Origin of the sequence: Streptomyces sp. Ru71 (assembly GCF_002920535.1) — a bacterium.
Lineage (GTDB): Bacteria > Actinomycetota > Actinomycetes > Streptomycetales > Streptomycetaceae > Streptomyces.
This window is the reverse complement of sequence record NZ_PQSS01000061.1, coordinates 1-22,157: the sequence shown is the minus strand read 5'-3', so window position 1 is coordinate 22,157 and position 22,157 is coordinate 1. Positions and strand designations below refer to the sequence as shown.

The window sequence follows — 22,157 nt, the reverse complement described above, 5'->3', positions numbered from 1 at the left end:
GTTCTCCCCTCGTCCGGCGTCTGCGACGGGCCGTCACCGCTCAGCAGTCTCACACCGCCCGGGGGTCCGCGCAGCGCGGGAGGGCCGTCTGGCGGGCGGAGTCCGCCGGCCGCCTCCCGTCGAAGATGTCTATGCACAATGTCTTGTGGGATTCAGAATTGTACTGTTACTTTCCTGATCATGACCCACATCTTCGGAGAGCTGCTCTCGGTCAACCTCGGCCAGGCGCAGCCGATGACCGTCCAGGGCGAGACGATCGTCACCGGCTTCGACAAGCGGCCCGCGCGGGGCGCCGCGCTGGTCGAGGCGGACGGACTCGTCGCGGACGACCACGTGGACGACGTCGGCGACCCGGACCGCGCGCTGCTGTGCTACCAGCTGCGTCACTACGACGAGTGGCGCAGCGAGCTCGGCCGTGACCTGGCGCCCGGCACCTTCGGAGAGAACCTGACCGTCGACGGCCCCGCCGACGACGAGGTCATGGTCGGCGACGAACTGCGCATCGGCGAGGTGCTGCTGCGGGTGACGCAGCCGCGCATCCCCTGCCGCAAGATGGCCGTCCGGCTGGGCGAGGAGGACATCCCCGCCCGCTATCTGAGCAGCGGACGGGTGGGCTTCTTCTGCCGCGTGGTGGAACCCGGCCTCATCCGGGCGGGCGACAAGATCGAGGTCGTGCACCGGAGCCAGGACGGGGTGTCCGTCGCCGAACTGGCCCGTGTCCTGCACCGGGAGCGGCCGGACGCCGGCGCCCTCACCCGCGTCCTGGACTGCGCCGCGCTGCCCCCCGCGCTGCGCGCCAAGGCCGAGCGGCTGCTGGCCCGGGCCCGGGGCGAGGGGCAGGAGTGGTCCGGCGAGCGCGACCTCGTCGTCACGGCCCGGCGCCGGGAGGCCGCGGACGTCGTCTCCTTCGACCTGGCCGACCCGGACGGCACGCGCCTGCCGGGCTTCGCGGCCGGACAGTTCCTCACCCTGGCGCTCGACGTTCCCGGCGCCGCGCGGCCCGTCGTGCGGACGTACACCGTGGCCGGACGCGACGAGGACGGCGGCGGCTACCGCATCGCCGTCAAGCGCGAAGCCGCCCCGGCCGACGCGCCGGACGCCCCCGCGGGCGTCGCCTCCGGGCATCTGCACGACCGGGTCGCCGTGGGCGCGGTGCTGCGGGCGCGGGCGCCGCGCGGCCGGTTCGTCGTGACGCCGGGTAAGCGGCCCGTCGTCCTGGTCAGCGCGGGGATCGGCATCACCCCGATGCTGGCGATGCTGGACCAGCTCACCCGGGAGGAGCGCACGGTCCACTTCGTCCACGGGGCCCGCTCGTCGCGCGAACTCGCCTTCGGCCCGTACGTGCGGCGGCTGGCGGCATCCCGGGACGGCATCCGCACTCACCTGCTGTTCAGCCGGCCGCGGCCCGAGGACGTCCCCGGAGCGGACTTCGACGAGACCGGGCGGCTCACGGCGGCCGTCCTGGAGCGCGTCCTTCCGTCGCTCGACGCCGACTACTACGTCTGCGGCCCGGCCGGCTTCATGGCGGACATCGTCGGCGGCCTGGCCGAGCGCGGCGTTCCCGCCGACCGGGTGCACCACGAGTTCTTCGGCGCCGCACGGCCCCTGCCGGGCGTGCAGGGGGCCGAGGGCGCCCAGGAGCCGGCCGAGGCCGGTCCCGTGGCGAGGGACGCCGACGGGCGGCCCCTGGTGGTGACCTTCGCGCGCTCGGGGGTGACCGTCCCCTGGCGGGAGAACACCTTCAGCCTGCTCGCCCTGGCCGAACAGGCCGGTCTGCGCCCCGACGCCTCCTGCCGCACCGGCCTGTGCGGCACATGCGTGACCACCCTCGACGACGGCGAGGTCGCCTATGTGATCGACCCGACGGCCCCCGTGGAGCCGGGCCAGGTCCCGGTGTGCTGTGCTCGTCCCACCACCAGCGTCATGATCGACCTGTGAGGCGCACCGTCCTGCCCGGCCCGTGAGGACCGGGCATGCCCCCGTATCCCGGGGCCCGACGAGAAGAGGAGAGCGATGGCGGCCGATCCCCGCCTGTTCGCACGACTGCTGGACGACGACACGGCGACCGGACCGGTCTACCGCCGGATCGCCGAGGCGATCGCCACCGCGGTGACCACCGGTCGCCTGGCGGCCGGCGACCGCCTGCCCACCCACCGGGAACTGGCCCGTGAGCTGGGCGTGGCCGTCCCCACGGTCAGCCGCGCCTACCGCGAGGCCGAGGAGCAGGGCCTGATCACCAGCACCGTCGGACGCGGCACCTTCGTCGCCGGCGTCTCCGGCATCCCGCACTTGCGCGACACCCCGGCCCCCGGGGCGAGCGCAGGGGCCGCCCGGCTCGACATGGCGGTCAACGCGCCCGCGCGCGGCCGGCACGAGGAACTGCTGCGCCGCACGCTCACCGCGCTCGCCGGCACCGCCGACCTCGGCGCCCTGCTCGGCTACGAGTCCGACATCGGCAGCCACGACCACCGGCGCGGCGCGTGCCGGTGGCTGGCCCGCAGCGGACTGGACGTCGGCCCCGACCAGGTGGCGCTCTGCCACGGCAGCCAGCACGCCCTGCTGGTGGCGTTCAGCGCCTGCCTGCGGTCCGGCGAGACCCTCCTGACCGAGGCCCTCACCTACCCCGGCGCCAAGTCCGCCGCCCAGCTGCTGGGCGTCGGCATGTCCGCCGTCGCCATGGACGGCGAGGGACTGATCCCCGAGGCCCTGGAAGAGGCCTGCGCCGCCACCCCGACGGCTCGCGCCCTGTACTGCATGCCGACGGCGCACAACCCGACCGCCGCCACCCTGCCGCTCGACCGCCGGGAGCGGATCGCCGACATCGCCCGCCGCCACGACCTGGTCATCGTCGAGGACGACGTCTTCGGGCTGCTCTCCGACCACGCCGGCCTGCCCCCGCTCGCCGCGCTCGCCCCCGAACGCACCCTGTTCCTCACCAGCCTCTCCAAGACCCTCGCCCCGGGACTGCGCTGCGGCTTCCTCGCCGGGCCGCCCGAGCTGGCCGGCCGCCTCGGCGCGCTGATCCGCGCCACTGTCTTCAACCCCGCCCCGCTCGCCACCGCCGTCGCCCTGCGCTGGCTCGACGACGGCACCGCCGACCGGTTGCTCGACTGGCAGCGCCAGGAGATGCGCCGCCGCCGCAGCGCCGTCGAGAACCTCCTGGCCGACGTGCCCGCGATCAGCCACGTCCGCTCCGACGCCCTGCACGCCTGGGTGGAGCTGGCCCAGCCCTGGACCGCGTCCGAGGTGCTCGCCCTCGCCGAAGGCCAGGGCATCACCCTCGGCTCCACCCGGTACTTCAGCGCCACCGACCAGCCCGTGCCGCGCGCCGTGCGGCTGTGCCTCGGCAACGCCCCCGACGTCGGCACCCTCACCGGCGCCCTGCGCACCCTGACCGCGGCGCTGGCCCGCGGCCGCCCGACGTGGGCGGCGAACACCCCGGTGTGAGCGCTGTCGCCGCCGGGACGGCGCGGCGGGCCGGATGCCCGGGCGGGCCTTCACCGTTCGCCCGCCGTGCGGCCCGGGTGTTAGAAAGGGGACATGGGCGGACGGTCGCGCTGGTCCCGGGCGAGGGCCGCGCCGCCGCCGAACGGGGCACGGCGGCTGCGCGACGCTCCGCGTCCACGGGAGCGGACCGGGCAGAGCGGCCGCGCCGGCCGCCCCTCGCCGTCCCACCGCATCACGCCGTCGCTGAGCGTGCGCACGTTCGCCACCCAGGTCTTCCTGCTCCAGGCGCTGATCATGCTGGTGCTCGTCGTGGCGGCCGCCACCGCCCTGGTGGTGCAGGGCCGCTACGACGGCGAGCGCAACGCCAGGAACCGCTCCATGGCCGTGGCCGAGGCCTTCGCACACGCCCCCGGCACCGCCGCCGCGCTGCGCTCCCCGTACCCGGCCGCGCTGCTGCAGGGGCCGACCGAGCAGGCCACCCACGGATCCGGCGTCGACTTCATCACCGTCCTCGACAAACGCGGGGTGCGGCTCACCGACACCGACCCCACCCTGGTCGGCACGCGCGCGCAGGGCGTCGAGCGGGCCGCCGCGGGACAGGCGTTCACCGAGACCTTCCACGGCGAGCCGTCCGACGCGGTGCGCGCCGTCGTCCCGGTCACGGACGCCAGCCGGCGCGTGGTCGGCATGGTCAGCGCCGGCATCCAGGTGGAGACCCTCGGGCACGTGCTGAACCAGCAGGTGCCGGTGATGCTGGGCGCGTCGGCGGTGGCGCTGGCCCTCGCGACCGGCGGAGCCGCCCTGGTCGGACGGCGGCTGCGCCGGCAGACGCACGGCCTCGGCCCGGCCGAGATGACCCGGATGTACGAGCACCACGACGCCGTCCTGCACGCCGTACGCGAAGGAGTCCTGATCGTCGGCGCCGACGGACGCGTGCTGCTCGCCAACGACGAGGCGCGCAGGCTGCTCGACCTGCCGGAGGACGCCGATCTGCGGCAGGTCACCGACCTCGGGCTCGGCCCGGGCCCGACCCGCATCCTGACCTCCGGGGAGGCCGTCTCCGACCAGGTCGTCCCGGCCGGGGACCGGCTGCTGGCGGTCAACACCCGGCTCACCGCGCCCTACGGCGGCGTCCAGGGCCTGGTGGCCACCTTCCGCGACACCACCGAGCTGCGCGCCCTGTCCGGGCAGGCCGAGGTGGCCCGCGGCCGGCTGACGCTGCTGTACGAGGCCGGCGTCCGCATCGGCACCTCCCTGGACATGCGGCGCACCGCGGAGGAACTCGCCGAGGTCGCGGTGCCGCGCATGGCGGACTTCGTCACCGTCGAGCTGCTCGACTCGGTGCTGCGCGGCGAGGAGCCCAGCGGCACCGTCAAGCAGATGCGGCGCACCGCGCTGAGCGAGTCGCAGACCGGTCACCCGCTGCAGCCGGTGGGGGATCTGATCCGGTTCGTGGTGGCCGACACCCCGATGGTCGCCGCGCTGCACGGCGGCCGGGCCGTCCTGGTGCGGGACCTCAACACCGCGACGGACTGGCGGGCGCACGACCCGGAAGGTGCGCGGCGGGCCCTGGACTACGGCATCCATTCGCTGATCACCGTCCCGCTGCGGGCCCGCGGCGTGGTCCTCGGCATGGTCAACCTCTGGCGCGGCGAGGGCTCGCCGGCGTTCGAGGACGAGGACGTCGCGGTCGCCGAGGAACTGGTGGCCCGCGCGGCGGTGGCCATCGACAACGCCCGCCGCTACTCGCGTGAGCACGCCATGGCCGTGACCCTGCAGCGCAGCCTGCTGCCCCGGGACCTGCCCGAGCAGGACGCGCTGGAGGTGGCCTGGCGGTATCTGCCGGCGCAGTCCGGCGTGGGCGGCGACTGGTTCGACGTCATCCCGCTGCCCGGGTTCCGGGTGGCGCTGGTCGTCGGCGACATCGTGGGGCACGGGATGCACGCGGCGGTGACCATGGGCCGGCTGCGCACGGCCGTGCTGAACTTCTCCTCCCTGGACCTGGCCCCGGACGAACTGCTCGGCCATCTCGACGAGATGGTGGCGCGGCTGGACACGCAGACGGAGACCTCCGACGGCGGCCCCGCCCCGCTCACCGGCGCCACCTGCCTGTACGCCATCTACGACCCCGTCGGCGGCCGGTGCACGCTCTCCCGCGCCGGGCACCTGGCACCGGCGGTCGTCGATCCGCACGGCCGGGTCACCTTCCCGGACATCCCGGTGTCGCCGCCGCTCGGCGTCGGCGGGTTCCCGTTCGAGTGCGGGGAGCTGGAGCTGGCCGAGGGCAGCAGGCTGGTGCTGTTCTCGGACGGGCTGATCGAGGACCGCGGACGGGACATCGACGAGGGCCTCGCCCTGCTGCGCACGGCCGTGGCCCGCCCCGACGGCACACCGGAGGAGACCTGCAGGGTGCTGATGGAGACCATGCTGCCCGCGCACCCCAGTGACGACGTGGCGCTGCTGGTCGCCCGCACCCGGCTGCTCGACCCGTCCAAGGTGGCGTCCTGGGAGGTGCCGTTCGACGTCACCGAGGTGTCCCGCGTCCGGGCGGAGGTCAGCCGCCGGCTGGGGGAGTGGGGTCTTGAGGAGGAGTCGTTCAGCACGGAGCTGATCCTCAGCGAGCTGCTCACCAACGCCATCCGCTACGGCGCCCCTCCCGTCGGCGTGAGGCTGCTGCTGGGCCGCAGCCTGGTGTGCGAGGTGTCGGACGGCAGCAACACCTCACCGCGGCTGCGCCGGGCCGCCACCACCGACGAGGGAGGCCGCGGTCTGTTCCTGGTCTCCCAGTTCGCCGAGCGGTGGGGCACCCGTTACGCGGCGCACGGCAAGGTGATCTGGGCCGAGCAGCTGCTGGGCGGCTCGGCACTGCCGGACGCGACGATGCTGATCGACGAGATGGCCTGGTGAGGAGCGTTCAGGAGTCCAGGGTGACGGTCCCGAGCCGGCTGACCATGGCCGGGTCGCGGTGGTCGAAGAACACGGAGGCACCGGTGTCCAGGGCGGCCACGGCCGCCATGTCGTCCGCGCTCAGCTCGAAGTCGAACACGTCGATGTTCTGCGCCATCCGCTCGGCCCGCACCGACTTGGGGATCACGACGACGCCCCGCTGGATCAGCCAGCGCAGCACGACCTGCGCCACCGACCTGCCGTGCGCCTCGGCGATCCGGGTCAGCTCGGGATGGGTGAACAGGTTGTTGCGGCCCTCGGCGAACGGCCCCCACGACTCGATCTGCACCCCGCGCTCGCGCATCAGCTCCTGGTACGCCGTGCGCTGGAAGAACGGATGCGTCTCGATCTGGTTCACCGCGGGGGTGACCTCGTTGTGGTCGATGAGGTCGACCAGGCGGTCCGGGTAGAAGTTGGACACGCCGATGGCCCGCGCCAGGCCCTCCCGGTGCAGCCGCTCCATGGCCCGCCAGGAGCCGTAGACGTCGCCGTACGGCTGGTGGATCAGATACAGGTCGACCCGGTCCAGGCCCAGTTTGCGAAGCGAGGTCTCGAACGCGCGCCGGGCCCTGTCCTCGCCGGCGTCGGACACCCACAGCTTGGTGGTGACGAACAGCTCCTCGCGCGGGATGCCGCCGGCGCGGATCGCCCGGCCGACGGCCTCCTCGTTGCCGTAGGCGGCAGCGGTGTCCAGGGACCGGTAGCCGGCGGCGAGGGCGTCGCTGACGGCCCGCTCGGTCTGCTCGGGCGGGATCTGGTACACGCCGAAGCCGAGGATCGGCATCTCGACGCCGTTGTTCAGGGTGACGGTCTGCATGCGGGGTCCCCACTCTCGGCACTGGTTCGCTGCACGGTTACCCGCCGGAGGCCGTCGTCTCCCGGTCCGTGCTCCATGTGGAGACCGCCACCGGGGCCGGTTCCGGCAGGGTCCGCAGCAGCAGCCAGCTCAGCGCGGGCATCAGGACCAGCGGCGTCAGCGCGGTGCGCAGCGAGGTCGCGTCGGCGAGGATGCCGATCAGCGGGCTCGCCAGTCCGCCGACGCTGACCGTCAGCCCGAGGGTGATGCCGCTCGCGGTGCCGATCCGGCTCGGCAGATAGTCCTGACCGAGCGTGACCTGGAGCGAGAACGGCACGTACAGACCGATCGAGGCCAGCGCGACGAACAGGAACAGGGCCGGACCGCTCGCCAGGACCACGCCCGCGACCGCGCCGACGCAGAGCAGGTACGACCACCGGGACACGGTGACCCGGCCCCAGCGTCCGGCGAGACTCCCGCCGAGCACCGACCCCACCGCACCGCCCAGATACAGCACGAACAGCGCGGCCGTGCCCGCCGCGGTACCGCCGTGCGTGCGCTGCTCGACGTGCAGCGCCACGAAGGTGCTCAGACCGGTGAAGACCACCGACCGGCACACCACCACGAACGACAGCTTCACGAAGGAGGCGGTGTCGTCCCGGCCGCCCGTCACCGCCGCACCGGCCGCGCCGGACCGTCCGCGCCGCAGGGCACGCAGCACGGGCAGGCAGAGCAGGCCACCGGCGACGGCCGGCACGGCCAGCAGAGGCGTCCAGCGCAGACCCCCGGGCGCGACGACGGCCGTGACCAGCAGGGGAGCGGTGGCGAAGCCCAGGTTGCCGCCCAGCGAGAACCAGGCCATCGCGCTGTGGCTGCCCCGGGAGGCGAGCCGGGCGACACGGGCGGACTCCGGGTGGTAGGCGGCGACCCCCACCCCGGACAGCGCCACGAACGCCAGCGTCACGGTGTAGGACCCGCCGAGCCCGCTGAGCGCGACGCCCAGGCCGCCGAGCAGTGTGCTGCACGGCAGCAGCCAGGGCAGCGGCCGGCGGTCGGTGAGCAGCCCGAAACACCGGCTGGGCCACCGACGACAGCAGCGAGGCGGCGAGCACGATCCCGGAGACCGCGGCATAGCCGTAGGCGCGCTCGGCGACGAAGAACGGGACCAGGGAGGCGACGGCCCCCTGATAGACGTCGACACAGGCGTGGCCGACGGACAACAGCGTGATCGATGCATTCCTTCGCACCCGCCCATGCTCGGCGCCGCGCCCCGTGTCGCACTTCCGATAATCTGCCAACCGATGACGGAGATCCGCCACACCCCCATCGCGCCGACCCGCACCCAGCGCCTGGCCCCCGGCGCAGAGATCGACGCCCACCGGCACGAGGACCACCAGATCGCCTACGCGGGGCGCGGGGTCGTGGCGGTCACCACCGACGCGGGCTCCTGGATCGCCCCCGCCACCCGGGCGCTGTGGATCCCGGCCGGCACCGTGCACGCCCACCAGGCCCACGGCGACCTCGAACTGCACCTGCTCGGTCTGCCCACCCGCCACAACCCGCTCGGCCTGAACACCCCGACCGTGCTCAGCGTCAGCCCGCTGCTGCGCGAGCTGATCATCGCCTGCACCCGGGCCCCCGCCGCCGACACACCCGAGCGCCGGCGCCTGCTGGCCGTCCTGCTCGACCAGGTGCGGGCCGCGCCCCAGCAGCCGCTGCACCTGCCCATGCCGGCCGAACCCCGGCTGCGGGCCGTGTGCGCACTGCTGCGCGCCGATCCGTCCGACGGCCGGAGCCTCGCCGAACTCGGCCGCGAGGTCGGAGCCGGTGAACGCACGCTCTCCCGCCTCTTCCGCGGCGAACTCGGCATGACCTTCCCGCAGTGGCGCACCCAGGTCCGGCTCCACCACGCGCTGGTACTGCTGGCCGAGGACACGCCAGTGACGACGGTGGCGCACCGCTGCGGCTGGTCGTCCGCCAGCGCGTTCATCGACGTCTTCCGGCGCACCTTCGGCCACACCCCGGGCCGCCACCACCCGTAGGGTGGCCGTTGGGGTGCCGTGCGGCTCAGCGGCCCCGTGACGTGCCGTGCGGCCCAGCGGCCGCCAGGGAGGGAGTGAGGGACATGACGGACGCCGACGCGTTCATGGACCGGCTGAACCCCGAGATGTGCGTGGTCACCGCCGCCTCGGGCGAGGAACGCTCGGGATGCCTGGTCGGCTTCTCCGCGCAGTGCTCCATCCGGCCGGTGCGGTACGCGGTGTGGCTGTCCAAGGCCAACCACACCTACGGCGTCGCCCGCGCCGCCGACCGGCTCACCGTCCACCTGCTCACCCGCGACCAGCACGAACTGGCCGCCCTGTTCGGCGGGGAGACCGGCGACCGGGTCGACAAGTTCGCGCGGGCGCGCTGGCGCCACGAGGGCGAGGACGCGGTCGTGCTCCAGGACGCCGCCGCCTGGTTCGTGGGCACGGTGTGCGGGCAGCTCGACGGCGGCGACCACGTCTGCTTCGTCCTGGAACCCGAGCGCTGGGGCACCCGCGACACGCAGGCCCCGCTGCTGCGCCTGCGCGACACCCTGGACATCGACCCGGGGCATCCGGCGGGCTGAACCGGCCGGGGAGCCCGGTCCCGCTTCCGGTGCCCCTTCAGCGGTCCTGGCCGTTCACCGGCCCGGGATGCTGCCGCCGCCGTCCACGTTCAGCATCTGGCCGGTGACGAAGCCGGCGTCCTCGCCGAGGAGGAACGCGATGGCGGCGGCCACCTCCTCCGGCCGGCCGACCCGGCCCACGGGCAGCGACCGCACCACCCGGGCCTCCTCCTCGCTGCCGACCGGGTGCGACTCGCGGAACAGCTCCGTCTCCACCGGGCCCGGCGCGACCGCGTTCACCGTCACCCCGTCGCCGGCCAGCTCCAGGGCCCAGGTCCGGGTCAGCCCCACCAGTGCGCTCTTCGCCGCCGCGTAGCTGCTGCGCCGCCGCGCCCCGAACACCGAGCGGCTGGTCACGTTCACGATCCGGCCCCAGCCGCGCTCCCGCATGCCGCCGACGAACGCCTGCGTGACCTGCACGGCGGCGCGGACGTTCAGGTCGAACACCGACCGCAGGCTCTCCAGTCGGACCTCACCCAGCGGCTCGGGCAAGGCGATGCCGACGTTGTTGACGACCGCGTCCACCCGGTGCTCGGCGGCGATGTCCGCCAGCACCTGCCCCGTTCGCTCCTCGTCGGCGAGGTCGCACCGGTACAGCACGCCCGGGAAGTCCCCGTCCGGGCGGGACCGGGCGATGCCCAGCACCAGGTCCCCGCGTCCGGCGAGACGGTGCGCCGTGGCCAGCCCGATGCCCTTCGACGCGCCGGTGATCAGCACGGTCCTTCCCGACATACGACCAGATCCCTCCGCTCGTCCGACAGACCGAGTCGATCATGCCACCGCCGGTCCGGGCACGGTTGCTCGCCGGGGCGCCTCGGCGAGCGATTGTCAGTGGCGGGTGTCACTCTGGGTCGCAGAGGAACTACCGAAGGGAACCGCCGTGATCACCACTGACCTCGTCCCCGGCTCGCCCTGCTGGATCGACCTCGGCGCTCCGGACGTCAAGGCCGCCGCGGCCTTCTACGGCGCGGTGCTCGGGTGGGAGTTCGAGCCGATGGGCGGCGACATGGAGGGCGGGACGCTGCGCAAGGACGGCAAGACCGTCGCGGGGCTCGGCAAGCTGACCGAGGAGGGCGCCCGGTCGGCCTGGATGATCTACTTCTGCGTCGACGACGCGAACGCCACGACGCAGGCCGTGGAGCGGGCCGGCGGCACGGTGCGCGTCGCCCCGCGGGACCTCGGCGAGTGGGGCAGCATGGCGCAGTACAGCGACCCGCTGGGCGGCCAGTTCGCCGTGTGGCAGCCCGGGCGCAACGCCGGCTTCGAACTGACCGACGCCCCGGGCTCGTTGTCCTGGACGGAGCTCTACACGAGCGACGCCGCCGCCGCGAAGGAGTTCTACGGCAGCGTCTTCGGCTGGCAGTACGGCGACATGGAGATGCCCGGCGGCGGGGGCGGCACGTACACCCTCATCACCCCGGCCGGGCTCCCGGAGGAGCGTATGCAGGGCGGTCTGATGCAGGTACGTCCGCAGGACCTCGCCCTGGCGGGCGGCCGCCCGTACTGGCACCCCGTCTTCGACGTCGTCGACTGCGACGCCGCGGTCGCCAAGGTCACCGACGGCGGCGGCAGCGTGCAGATGCCGCCGGCGGACGTCGAGGGCGTCGGCAGACTCGCCGTCTGCCTGGACCCGTCGAAGGCGGACTTCGTACTGCTCACCCCCGCCCCCCGCTGATCCGGAGGCACGGTACGCGCACCCCCGGCCGGCCGCGGGTGCGCGTGGCCCGCCGACCCGGCCGCCGGGAGGCCCCCGCCCCGGTTAGCCCCCGAACCGCACGGGCAGGCTCCGCGGGCCCCGGATCAGCATGCCCGGGCGCCAGGTGATCGCCGCCGGATGGATGTCCAGGGCCAGGTCGGGGCAGCGCTCCAGCAGGGTCCTGATCGCGACGCGTGCCTCCAGCCGGGCCAGCGGCGCCCCCAGGCAGTAGTGGATGCCGTGACCGAAGGCCACATGGCCGCGGGCGTCCCGGGAGATGTCGAAGCGGTCGGCGTTCTCGAAGCGCCCGGGATCGCGGTTGGCGTCGGCCATGGCGACCAGCACCAGTTCGCCGCCTCCGGGCACGAGCGTGTCGCCGATCGTCACCGGGTCCACGGTGAAGCGGTAGGTGGGCGTCTCCACCGGACCGTCGTAGCGCAGCATCTCCTCGACCGCGTCGTCGATGAGGCCCAGGTCCGCCCTCAGCGCCGCCAGTTGCTCAGGGTGCGTGAGCAGGGCGAGGACACCGTTGGAGATCAGGTTCACGGTGGTCTCGTGGCCCGCGACGAGCAACAGCCAGGCCATGCCGATCAGTTCGTCGTGCGACAGCCGGTCGCCGTCGTCGTCGGAACTGTGGATCAGCGCGCTCAGCAGGTCGCTGCCGGAGCGCTGCCGCTTGCCCTCGACCAGCTCGGCCAGATAGCGGGCCATCGATGCGGCCGCCGCCTTGCGCACCTGCGGGTCCACGGCGCCGAGCGCGTCGTTCGACCAGGTGCGGAAGGACTCCCGGTCCAGGTCCGGCACGCCGAGGAGCTCGCAGATCACGGAGATCGGCAGCGGGAAGGACAGCGCCTCGACCAGGTCGGCACGTCCGCCGGGCGCGGCGAGCATCCGGTCCAGCAGCTCGTCGGTGGTCTTCTGGATGCGCGGGGCGAGTTCCTCCACCCGGCGCGGGGTGAACTCGCGGGCCACCAGCTTGCGCAGGCGCGTGTGGTCCGGCGGGTCGGCCCTGAGCATGTGCATTCCGGAGGAGACGGCCCCGATCGGCAGCGAGGGGGACGCCTTGCTCCAGTCCTTGGACAGCCTGGGGTCGGCGAGTGTCGCGCGCCCGGCCTCGTAACCGACGACGAGCCAGGCCAGGGCGCCTCCCTCGGGCATCCGGATGCGGTGGACGGGGCCCTGTTCCCGCAGCCGCGCGTACACCGGATACGGGTCGCGGGTGAAGGACTCACCCAGTGCGGCGAGATCGACGATGCTCACGGGCCACCACCTCACGGAAGAAGTCAGGCCCCCATCTTCGCCGTTGGGGCCGCGCGGGCCCAGTGCGCCGTCGGCCACCTGCCCCCAGGCCCGGACGTTCTGTATCGTATGGAGGAAAATTAATTCCACGAAGCGGAAAAATGAAAAATGTCGACACTGTCGAGAGCGCGGGGCGTGCAGTCGCTGCGCGGGGTGGGTCAGGTCATGTTCCTGCGCAGCGCGTGGGCGGGGGCCGTCTTCTGCGTGGCGCTGGCCGCGGCCGACTGGCGCTATGGCGCATACGGGCTCGGCGGGGCGGCGCTGGGGGCCGCCGGCGCGCGTCTGCTCGGCGTGGCGCGCGAGCGGGTCGAGGCCGGCCTCGAAGGCTTCAACTCCTGCCTGTTCTCGCTGTGCTGTGCGGTGTTCCTCGGCGCGGGCCGGCTGTCCACGGCGCTGGTGGCCGCCGCGGGCTGTGTCGTCGTCACCGTCGTCACGGCCGCGGTGGCCCGGCTGCTGCGGGTGTGGCAGCTGCCGCCGCTGACCGCGCCGTTCTGTCTCCTGGCGAGCGCGGTCACCCTCGCCGCACCCGCCTTCCGGCGGATCTGGCCGCACGGAGACACCCTGGCCGCGTTCCCGCGCGCCGCCTCGGGACCGACCGCCCTGCGGCCCGGTGAGCTGTGGCAGGGCTTCTTCCGCAATGTGTCGCAGGTCTTCTTCCTCGACGAGTGGTTCGCCGGGGCGCTGCTGCTCGCGGGCGTCTTCCTGGTGAGCCGGGTCGCCGGACTCGTCGTCTGCGCCGGCAGTGCGACGGGCGTGCTGACCGCCTGGGCCCTCGGTCTGCCGGCCGCGCGGATCGCGGACGGGACGGCCGGGTACAGCGCGGTGCTCGCCGCGTCGGCCCTGTGCGGGGTGTTCCTCGCGGCGAGCTGGCGCACCCTGCTGTACGCCCTGCTCGGCGCGGCGACCGCGACCGCCGTGACACCCGCCGTGGCCGCCCTGTTCGCCCCGGCCGGGGGTCACGCGTTCACCTGGCCGTTCGTGCTGACCACGCTCGCATTCCTGGCGGCCGCCCGTTCCTTCCCGCGGCTCACCGCGGTGCCGCGGATGCCGACATGGGGGCACGTGCCCGAATAGGCCGGGAAATGTGGCGCCTTGACGGCGGGGTGTAACGCAGTGGTGATTACGGGACGCAGAAGAAGGAGGAAATGGGGCACGGCCCCGGCATCGCATCAGATCGGATTCCCCTGTGAACAGCACCGACCCGCTTTCCGGATACCCCGTCCACGACCAGCCGCCGCCGCCCGGCGGCGCCCCGCGCAGCCACGACACCGCACGTCGCGCGGCCCTCACGATCTGCACGATCGCCGACGTGGCGGCCGGTCTGCTCGTCCTGTGGGTGGTGCTCCACCTCCTCGGCGCCAACGAGGGCAACGCTTTCGTCGAATTCGTGCACGGCGCGGCCGACTGGCTCTCCGGATGGGCGCAGGACATTTTCACGATGGACACAGATGGCCTACGCGTCGTCCTCAATTATGGCCTGCCGGCCATCATTTATTTGCTGATCGGCCACGGGATCGCCGCCCGGCTCACCCGGGCCTGAGGAAATCTGGAATTCCCCAGTGGAAAGGAGCAGTGCGATGACGTACGGCACCGTGGAAAGCGGCCATCCACCGATCTACGAGACCCTGCTGCGGGAGCGGGGCGACGTCGTGGCGGAGGCGCAGAAGGCCGCCGAGCACACGCAGCACCGGGCGGCGGAACTGCTGGGCGGGCAGTACGCGGCCCAGCGGCAGGCGTCCCCGGCCTGACAGACGGACCGGGACGCCTGTCAGGCCGGGGCGGGGGGGCCTCGGCCGGCCTCAGCGGTCGGCGGGCCGGAAGCCGCGCAGGCGCAGGCTGTTGCCGACCACGAAGACCGACGAGAAGGCCATGGCCGCACCCGCGATCATCGGGTTGAGCAGTCCCGCGGCGGCCAGCGGCAGAGCGGCCACGTTGTAGGCGAAGGCCCAGAACAGGTTGGACCTGATGGTGCCCAGTGTCCTGCGGGACAGCCGGATCGCGTCCGCCGCGATCCGCAGGTCGCCGCGCACCAGGGTCAGGTCGCCGGCCTCGATCGCGGCGTCCGTGCCCGTGCCCATGGCGAGCCCCAGGTCGGCCTGGGCGAGGGCGGCGGCGTCGTTGACCCCGTCGCCGACCATGGCGACCGCACGCCCCTCACCCTGCAGCCGCTTGACGACGTCGACCTTGTCCTGCGGCAGGACCTCGGCGATCACGTGCTCGGGCGCGATGCCCACCTCCGCGGCCACGGCCTCGGCGACGGCCCTGTTGTCGCCGGTCAGCAGCATCGGGGTCAGGCCGAGGGCGCGCAGCCGCCGGATCGCCTCCGCGCTGGTGTCCTTCACGGCGTCGGCGACCCCCACAACCGCGCGGGCCTCGCCGTCCCAGGCGACCGCGATGGCCGTACGGCCCGCCGCCTCGGCCTCGGCCTTGGCCCGCCGCAGGTCCTCGGGCAGGGACATCGCCCACTCGGTCAGCAGCTGCTCGCGGCCGACGAGGACGGCGTGTCCGTCGACGATTCCCTGGACGCCCAGGCCGGGGATGCTGGCGAAGTCCTCCGGGGCGGGCAGGGTGCCGACCCGGGCTGCCGCACCGGCCGCCACGGCCTGGGCGACGGGGTGCTCGGAGGAGTGCTCCAGGGCGCCGGCCAGGCGCAGGACATCCGTCTCGTGCGTGCCGTCGGCGGTGTGCACGGCGAGCAGGGTCATCTTGCCGGTGGTGACGGTGCCGGTCTTGTCCAGGACGATGGTGTCGACCTTGCGGGTGCTCTCCAGCACCTCCGGCCCCTTGATGAGGATGCCGAGCTGGGCGCCGCGTCCGGTACCGACCATCAGCGCGGTCGGCGTGGCCAGGCCCAGGGCGCAGGGGCAGGCGATGATGAGGACGGCGACCGCCGCGGTGAAGGCGGCACCGAGCCCGGCTCCGTTGCCGAGCCAGAAGCCGAGGGTGCCGAGCGCCAGGGCGATCACGACCGGCACGAAGACGCCGGAGATCCGGTCGGCGAGCCGCTGGGCGGCGGCCTTGCCGTTCTGCGCGTCCTCCACCAGCCTGGCCATCCGCGCGAGCTGGGTGTCGGCGCCGACCCGCGTGGCCTCGACCACGAGCCGCCCGCCCGCGTTCAGCGTGGCTCCGGTGACCGCGTCCCCCGCGCCGACCTCGACCGGCACCGACTCGCCGGTGAGCATGGAGGCGTCCACCGCGGACGACCCCTCGACGACGACTCCGTCCGTGGCGATCTTCTCGCCGGGCCGCACCAGGAACCGGTCGCCGGCCCTCAGTTCGCCGACGGGGACGAGTTCCTCCCGGCCGCCGCGCAGGACGGTGACCTCCTTGGCGCCCAGCTCCAGCAGGGCCTTGAGCGCCGCGCCGGCCTTGCGCTTGGAGCGGGCCTCGAAGTACCGGCCGGCCAGGATGAAGGCGGTGACGCCGGCCGCCGCCTCCAGATAGATGTTCCCGGCGCCGTCGGTGCGGGCGATGGTGAACGTGAAGGGATGGGTCATGCCGGGGGTGCCGGCGGTGCCGAAGAACAGCGCCCACAGCGACCACAGGAACGCCGCCGTCGTACCGACCGAGATCAGCGTGTCCATGGTGGCCGCGCCGTGCCGGGCATTGGTGAAGGCCGCCTTGTGGAAGGGCCAGGCGGCGTAGGTGACCACCGGTGCGGCCAGGGTGAGCGACAGCCACTGCCAGTACTCGAACTGCAGCGCCGGGACCATCGCCGGCGCGATGACCGGCACCGCCAGGGCGACGGCCGCGGTCAACCGCTGCCGCAGCGGACGCAGTTCGTCGTGCTCGCCCGGCGCCTCGCCCTGAGTGCCGGCACCGGGGCCCGTGGTCTCCCGCCGGGGCTCCTGGGCGGTGTATCCCGTGGCCTCGACCGTGGCGATCAGGTCGGCGACGCTCACGTCCTCGCGGAAGGTGACCTTCGCCTTCTCGGTGGCGTAGTTGACGGTGGCCTCGACCCCGTCCATGCGGTTGAGCTTCTTCTCGATCCGGGCGGCGCACGAGGCGCAGGTCATGCCGCCGATGGCGAGTTCGACCTCGGCGGCGCCGGGCGTGGTGGTGGTCATCTCTGCTCCTCGCAGCTCACGGATGCGGTGGTGCGACAGGGGAACGGGAGCGGGGCCGGCGCCGGGCGCGCGGCCCCGCCCGGTGCGTGTCTCAGACGGGCACGCGGCCGGCGAAGTCGTAGCCGGCCTCGTCGACGGTCCTGGCGATCAGGGCGTCGAGCGACTCGTCGGGCTCGGCGGAGGTGGTCACCGTGACCAGACCGGTGCCGATCTCGACCTCGACGGCGGCCACCTGCTCCAGGCCGCCCACCGCCTCGGCGACGACGCCCTGGCAGTGCGCGCTGCCCACTCCGCCGACCTTGTAGGTGGTCCGGATCTCCGACGTGGTGTGGCAGCTTCCGTCCGGCGTACAGCAGTTGGACATGGTTCCTCCGTGAGGGCGTGGCGGACTTCGTTGCCCGTCAGATACCCCCAGGGGGTATCGGGCGAACGATCTATGTATACCCCTGGCGGGTACCGCCGAGCAAGCCCTCCCTCGACTTGACTTCATACCCCCCAGGGGTACCTTGAGGTCTGTCGGCCGCTCGACCGAGACGGCCGGGAGGAGGAGTTGGCCATGAACACCGGTGCACGGATCACCGTCTTCGCCGCCGCGCTCGCCGCGACCTTCGGCACCGCCTATGGCGTGGGCACCGTCATCGACCCGGTGTCCCCCGCGGCGAGCACCAGCGCCCACGGCGAACGACACACCGCCGGACACGGAGACGCCCACGCCGGGACCGGCGGCGGTCGCGAGGAGACACCGCCCGGAGGCCTGGAGATCTCCCGCGACGGCTACACGCTCGACCTGAAGACCCCGCGCGTGGAAGCCGGCCGCACCACCGACCTGCGCTTCGCCGTCGTCCAGGACGGCACCGGCCGCAACGTCACCGCCTACCAGCGCCAGCACGACAAGGAGCTGCACCTGATCGTCGCCTCACGCGACCTCACCGTCTTCCGCCACCTGCACCCCGTGCGCGCCGCCGACGGCACCTGGTCCACCCCGCTCGACCTGCCCAGGGCCGGCGGCTACCGGGTCTTCGCCGACTTCAAGCCGACGGGCGGCGACGCCCTCACCCTCGGCGCCGACCTCGCCGCCTCCGGCCCCTACCGGGCGGCCGGACTGCCCGAGACCGGCACCACCGCCACGGTCGACGGCTACCGGGTACGGCTCGCCGGCACCCTCACCCCCGGCCGGGACAGCGAACTCACCCTCACCGTCAGCCGCGACGGCAAGCCGGTGCGCGACCTCCAGCCCTACCTCGGCGCCTACGGCCACCTGGTCGCCCTGCGCGCCGGGGACCTCGCCTACCTCCACGTCCACCCGGGCGGCGAGCCGGGTGACGGCACGACCCGGCCCGGACCCGCGATCTCCTTCACGGCCATGGCGCCGAGCCCGGGTGCCTACCGCCTCTTCCTCGACTTCCGGCACGAGGGCAAGGTCCACACCGCGGCCTTCACGGTCCACGCGGGCGGTCCGGCCGCCACGCCCTCCACGAAGGAGGCCCCCGCGCCCTCCGCGAAGGAGGAGGCGCCCGGCCACACCCACTGAGCCGTCGCGCCGCCGGGACCGTTGTCAGTGGTGTGCTGCATGATGCGCATAACTGATCAACGTCGTGGAAAGGGCAGGGGATGATCCTGTCGTACCGCAGCCGGTCCCTCGCCCCCGTCGGCCCCGCCGTCGCCGATCTCCTGCGTCTGATATCCGACCCCGCCACGGCCGTCTTCCTGACCGTGCACGCGGGCGGCCGCCGCCGGTACGGCTACTGGCGGTCGCTCGACGGACGCGGCGGCACCGGCAGCGCCTACGTGGCCCTGCCCACCGACGCCTGCGACACCCTGCACCGCGCCGGACGGATCATCCTCGGCGAACCGCTCGTCGACCCCGCCAAGACGACCTACCGTGTGCGGCCCGCGGCCGCCGGCGCCCGGACCCGCGCGGCGGCCTGACCGCCCCCCGGCCGGAGACTGGACCCGGCCCGCGGGCATGCCGGACACTGAACGCACCGCGGGAGGTGACCGTGCTGACGCAGCTGCGGAGCCGGCTGGGACAGGCCCTGTTCCGCCGGGTGGCCGGACCGGAAGGGCCGGGCAACCGCGCCCGCATCCACCACACCCCCGGCCCGCGCTGGTTCGCCCCCGACCGCCCCATCCGCACCGTGCACGGCGACGCCTCGATGTTCATCGGCGGCCTGAGCGCCCTGCTGCTGCAGTCCCTGCACCCGCGCGCCATGGCGGCCGTGGCCGCCCACTCCGGCTACCGCGGCGACCCCTGGGGCCGCCTCCAGCGCACCAGCACCTTCCTGGCCGTCACCACCTACGGCACCGCCGCCGACGCCCAGCGGGCCGTCGACCACGTCCGCGCCATCCACGACAGAATCCGCGGCACCACCCCCGACGGGGAGCCCTACCACGCCGCCGACCCGCACCTGCTGGGCTGGGTGCACGCCGCCGAGACGGACAGCTTCCTGCGTGCCCACCAGCGCTTCGGCGCGCACCCGTTGGACGCCGCCGGATACGACGCCTACGTCGCCGACACCGCACGCGTCGCCGAGGCGCTCGGCGTGACCAACCCGCCCCGCGACCGCGCCCAGCTGGCCGCCGTACTGGACGCCTACCGGCCCGAGTTGCGGGCCACGTCCGAGGCCCGGACCGCGGCACGCTTCCTGCTGCTGCAGCCACCGCTGCCGCTCGCCGTCCGCCCCCTGTACGCCGGGCTCGCCGCCAACGCCGTGGCGCTGCTGCCGCCATGGGCCCGCTCCATGCTGTGGCTGCCCAGGCTGCCCCTCGTCGAGGACCTCACGGTACGGCCCGCGGGCGAGGCCCTGACCCGCACCATCCGCTGGGCCATGCACCCGGTGCGCTCCCAGGGCGGACCCGCATAGCCGTCCCCTGTACCGCGCATGGGCGATTCGCCCGTAGCTGAGGGACAGCCGGCCGGGTCAGGGTGGCTCAGGACCGATTCCACCGGCTGTGAAGGAGCGGCGTAGGGCTGTGCGCGTTGCGGGCGGCGTGGCGGGCGTACGGTCTGCCCGCCTGGCCCTCAGCGGTCGGCCGCGGTGAGTACTGCCGTGTGGACGGCTCGGGCCAGGCGTGCTCCCCACGCGGACCGTGGGCCCGCGAACGCGTGGAGCTCCTCGCCGGTCCGGGGTGTGCGCGCGGCGACGCACACGGCGTCGGTGGGTGTGCCGGAGCAGTCGTATCCGGCGTCGAGCAGCGCCTGCACCTTGGCCTCGGTGGCCGTGGCCACCGCGTTGACCAGGGCGGCGTCGGTGAGCGCGACCGGCAGCGCCACCACGATGTTGACCGTGCCCGGGGGTGCCGGCACGGTCGCGCCCTCGGCGGGGGAGGCCGCCCAGCCCCGCACCCCCAGCCCGGCGGTGGCGACCGCCTCCACCCCGCCGTCCCGGGCCCGACCGTGCCGGGAGACGTCGGCGGCCGTCATCAGCCCCACGCCCGGCCCCCGCACACCGGCCTGCCGGGCCAGCGCGGCGAGGTGCCGGTCGGGATCGGTGCGCCGGTAGCCGTGGGACACCTGGGCGTTGAGGACCCAGCGCCGCTCCCCGACGCCGCCGCCGAGCACGGCGCTGCTGATCATCCGCCAGCCGGGACCCGCCCGCCACAGCAGGGCGTGCAGCCGCTCCCCGTCCTCCCGGCGGGTCAGCTGCCGCACGGCAAGCAGACCGTGCACGGGACGGGGCGGCGGGACGGTGACACTCACGCGGTGGGACTCCTCGGGCAACGCGGGACCAGGTGATCGTACGGGCAGTCGTCATCACGTGGCGGCGAGGAGCGCGTGGGTGCGAAAACCGCATGCGCGCCGGCGCGGCGCGTGACAGGCTCCGCCGGTGAATCGCGAACACATCTCCCGACTGGCCCACGCGGACCACCCGATCGCGGCCCCGCTCGACGACGACGCGGTACGCCGGCTGCTGGACAGGGGCATCCCGCGTCCCGACGCCCGGATACTCGATCTCGGCTGCGGAGGCGCGGAGTGGCTGCTGCGGGCCCTCGCCGCGCATCCGCGACTGCGCGCCGAGGGCGTCGACGTCTCCCCGCGCGCGCTGGCCCACGCCCGCGAGCGGGCGAACGCCCTCGGCGTCGAGGACCGACTCGTCCTGCACCAGCAGGACGCCGCGGACTTCACCGCGCCGCACACCTTCGACCTCGTCGTCAGCGTCGGCGCCACCCATGCCTTCGGCGGCCCGCTCGCCACCCTCGCCGCCGCGCGCAAGCACCTGGCGCCCGGCGGACGCGTCCTGCTCGGCGACGGCTTCTGGGAGCGCGAGCCCGGCCCCGACGCCGTCGAGATGCTCGGCGACCTCGACGACCTGCCGACCTTCGTCGACCGGGTCCTCGCCGACGGCTGGACCCCGGTCCACGGGCACATCAGCACGCGCGGCGAACTCGACGCCTACGAATGGGCCTGGACCGGATCCCTGGCCGCCTGGGCCCTGGACCACCCCGGGGAGCCCGGCAGTGCCCAGGCCCTTGAGGCGGCCGGCGTCCACCGCGCCGAGTGGCTGCGCGGCTACCGGGACGCCTTCGGCTTCGTCACGCTGGTCCTGCGGCCGACACCGACGGACCTTGCCTGACAGTCCGCCAGGGCATGCTCACGGCACTCACGGTGACGCGTCCGGGCGGCGGCCGATCCACATGCCCGGCCGCCGCTGATGAACCGTCAGATAGTGCAGCCCGTCGCTCCCCGCGGCCAGACTGCGGCTGCTGCCCCGGGGCAGCCACACCAGGGTGCCCTCGCCGACCCGCTCCTCGGTGCCGCCGCTGCTGACGGTGCCCTCGCCCGCGACCACCAGGAGCAGCACGTCCAGGTCCGGTTCGACATGGGTGTCCACGCGTTCGCCGGGCGGCAGATGGACCACGTTGGCGTCCAGCTGCCGCCCCGACTCCGCGAGCTTCCAGGTCACGCCCGGCGCGGCACCGGGGACGGCGAGAGCCCTCACGTCGCACAGCGACCGCGGCACGGGCGGCTGCCGCCGATGACCCGCGGCCTCCTCCGTCTCACCCATGGGTGCTGCTCCTTCCTCGACAGTTCGCAGGTGTTCCTCGCGCCCCATCTTGCGCCACCAGCCAGGCGGCGGGTCACGGACGGCGGCGCCCCCATGAGAGTGTGAGGGCTGATCATTTCCGAGGTTCACACGGGGGAGCGGCACGTGACGGCGGGAAGCAGCCATACACCTCGACCGGCCGGGAGCGGCCCGGCACAGCTGACCCGGACCCATCGCATCCTGATCGGTGTGGTCGTGTCCGGCGCCCTGG

Annotated in this window: 20 protein-coding genes and 1 pseudogene; 13 read left to right on the top strand and 8 right to left on the bottom strand. The window is 73.9% G+C overall.

Features of this window, described 5'->3' with window-relative positions:
• Nucleotides 1-180 precede the first annotated feature (180 nt).
• The 3 genes from C3489_RS28010 (at nt 181) to C3489_RS27995 (ending at nt 6,354) form a co-directional block, all read left to right on the top strand.
• A complete protein-coding gene (locus C3489_RS28010) occupies nt 181-1,938 on the top strand; it encodes an MOSC domain-containing protein (protein ID WP_181139885.1) in 1,758 nt (585 codons plus the stop codon).
• Nucleotides 1,939-2,013: 75 nt separating this feature from the next.
• On the top strand, nt 2,014-3,447 hold the full coding sequence (locus tag C3489_RS28005) for a PLP-dependent aminotransferase family protein (protein WP_103784865.1): 1,434 nt from the start codon (nt 2,014-2,016) through the stop codon (nt 3,445-3,447).
• Nucleotides 3,448-3,540: 93 nt separating this feature from the next.
• Entirely contained in the window at nt 3,541-6,354 is a 2,814-nt protein-coding gene (locus C3489_RS27995) for a SpoIIE family protein phosphatase (RefSeq protein ID WP_181139884.1), read from the top strand.
• A 7-nt stretch (nt 6,355-6,361) separates the two neighbouring features.
• On the opposite strand, the gene C3489_RS27990 is transcribed toward C3489_RS27995, so the two are convergent.
• A complete protein-coding gene (locus C3489_RS27990) occupies nt 6,362-7,210 on the bottom strand; it encodes an aldo/keto reductase (protein ID WP_103784863.1) in 849 nt (282 codons plus the stop codon).
• A 37-nt stretch (nt 7,211-7,247) separates the two neighbouring features.
• Nucleotides 7,248-8,436 (bottom strand): annotated as a pseudogene (locus C3489_RS27985) (MFS transporter).
• Nucleotides 8,437-8,490: 54 nt separating this feature from the next.
• Between C3489_RS27985 and C3489_RS27980 the strand changes: the two are divergent.
• A complete protein-coding gene (locus C3489_RS27980; protein ID WP_103784862.1) occupies nt 8,491-9,231 on the top strand; it encodes a helix-turn-helix transcriptional regulator in 741 nt (246 codons plus the stop codon).
• An 83-nt stretch (nt 9,232-9,314) separates the two neighbouring features.
• Nucleotides 9,315-9,800 (top strand): flavin reductase family protein, encoded by a 486-nt coding sequence (locus C3489_RS27975; protein WP_103784861.1) that lies wholly within the window; start codon nt 9,315-9,317, stop codon nt 9,798-9,800.
• 54 nt (nt 9,801-9,854) lie between these two features.
• Here C3489_RS27975 and C3489_RS27970 read toward each other — a convergent pair whose 3' ends face one another.
• Entirely contained in the window at nt 9,855-10,571 is a 717-nt protein-coding gene (locus tag C3489_RS27970) for an SDR family oxidoreductase (protein ID WP_103784860.1), read from the bottom strand.
• A gap of 148 nt (nt 10,572-10,719) precedes the next feature.
• Between C3489_RS27970 and C3489_RS27965 the strand changes: the two genes are divergently transcribed.
• Entirely contained in the window at nt 10,720-11,514 is a 795-nt protein-coding gene (locus C3489_RS27965; RefSeq protein ID WP_103784859.1) for a VOC family protein, read from the top strand.
• Nucleotides 11,515-11,598: 84 nt separating this feature from the next.
• Here the strand turns inward: C3489_RS27965 and C3489_RS27960 are convergent, their stop codons facing one another.
• On the bottom strand, nt 11,599-12,795 hold the full coding sequence (locus tag C3489_RS27960; RefSeq protein ID WP_103784858.1) for a cytochrome P450: 1,197 nt from the start codon (nt 12,793-12,795) through the stop codon (nt 11,599-11,601).
• Nucleotides 12,796-12,942: 147 nt separating this feature from the next.
• On the opposite strand from C3489_RS27960, the gene C3489_RS27955 reads away from it, so the two are divergent.
• The 3 genes from C3489_RS27955 (at nt 12,943) to C3489_RS38835 (ending at nt 14,582) form a co-directional block, all read left to right on the top strand.
• Nucleotides 12,943-13,908 carry an urea transporter gene (locus C3489_RS27955; protein ID WP_103784857.1) on the top strand — a complete coding sequence of 322 codons (966 nt, stop codon included), beginning with the start codon at nt 12,943-12,945 and terminating at the stop codon, nt 13,906-13,908.
• Nucleotides 13,909-14,020: 112 nt separating this feature from the next.
• On the top strand, nt 14,021-14,374 hold the full coding sequence (locus tag C3489_RS27950) for a hypothetical protein (protein WP_103784856.1): 354 nt from the start codon (nt 14,021-14,023) through the stop codon (nt 14,372-14,374).
• A gap of 37 nt (nt 14,375-14,411) precedes the next feature.
• Nucleotides 14,412-14,582, top strand: coding sequence for a hypothetical protein (locus tag C3489_RS38835; protein WP_181139883.1), 171 nt, complete (start codon nt 14,412-14,414; stop codon nt 14,580-14,582).
• 51 nt (nt 14,583-14,633) lie between these two features.
• On the opposite strand, the gene C3489_RS27945 is transcribed toward C3489_RS38835, so the two are convergent.
• The gene (locus C3489_RS27945) at nt 14,634-16,901 is read right to left on the bottom strand and encodes a cation-translocating P-type ATPase (RefSeq protein WP_103784855.1); all 2,268 of its coding nucleotides are present in this window, start codon (nt 16,899-16,901) and stop codon (nt 14,634-14,636) included.
• Nucleotides 16,902-16,992: 91 nt separating this feature from the next.
• Nucleotides 16,993-17,265 (bottom strand): heavy-metal-associated domain-containing protein, encoded by a 273-nt coding sequence (locus tag C3489_RS27940; protein ID WP_103784854.1) that lies wholly within the window; start codon nt 17,263-17,265, stop codon nt 16,993-16,995.
• Between the two features lie 192 nt (nt 17,266-17,457).
• Here C3489_RS27940 and C3489_RS27935 point away from each other — a divergent pair, with 192 nt between their 5' ends.
• The 3 genes from C3489_RS27935 to C3489_RS27925 all read left to right on the top strand — a co-directional run bounded on the left by C3489_RS27935 (nt 17,458) and on the right by C3489_RS27925 (nt 19,765).
• Entirely contained in the window at nt 17,458-18,432 is a 975-nt protein-coding gene (locus C3489_RS27935) for a hypothetical protein (protein WP_103784853.1), read from the top strand.
• A gap of 80 nt (nt 18,433-18,512) precedes the next feature.
• Nucleotides 18,513-18,830 carry a hypothetical protein gene (locus C3489_RS27930; protein ID WP_103784852.1) on the top strand — a complete coding sequence of 106 codons (318 nt, stop codon included), beginning with the start codon at nt 18,513-18,515 and terminating at the stop codon, nt 18,828-18,830.
• 71 nt (nt 18,831-18,901) lie between these two features.
• Nucleotides 18,902-19,765 carry an oxygenase MpaB family protein gene (locus C3489_RS27925; protein ID WP_103784889.1) on the top strand — a complete coding sequence of 288 codons (864 nt, stop codon included), beginning with the start codon at nt 18,902-18,904 and terminating at the stop codon, nt 19,763-19,765.
• A gap of 158 nt (nt 19,766-19,923) precedes the next feature.
• Here C3489_RS27925 and C3489_RS27920 read toward each other — a convergent pair whose 3' ends face one another.
• Nucleotides 19,924-20,601: an adenosylcobinamide amidohydrolase gene (locus C3489_RS27920; RefSeq protein ID WP_181139882.1), complete on the bottom strand. Its 678-nt coding sequence runs from the start codon at nt 20,599-20,601 to the stop codon at nt 19,924-19,926.
• Nucleotides 20,602-20,728: 127 nt separating this feature from the next.
• Here C3489_RS27920 and C3489_RS27915 point away from each other — a divergent pair, with 127 nt between their 5' ends.
• The gene (locus tag C3489_RS27915; protein WP_103784851.1) at nt 20,729-21,475 is read left to right on the top strand and encodes a cyclopropane-fatty-acyl-phospholipid synthase family protein; all 747 of its coding nucleotides are present in this window, start codon (nt 20,729-20,731) and stop codon (nt 21,473-21,475) included.
• A 27-nt stretch (nt 21,476-21,502) separates the two neighbouring features.
• On the opposite strand, the gene C3489_RS27910 is transcribed toward C3489_RS27915, so the two are convergent.
• Nucleotides 21,503-21,907: a cupin domain-containing protein gene (locus tag C3489_RS27910; protein WP_258054981.1), complete on the bottom strand. Its 405-nt coding sequence runs from the start codon at nt 21,905-21,907 to the stop codon at nt 21,503-21,505.
• Between the last annotated feature and the right edge of the window lie 250 nt (nt 21,908-22,157).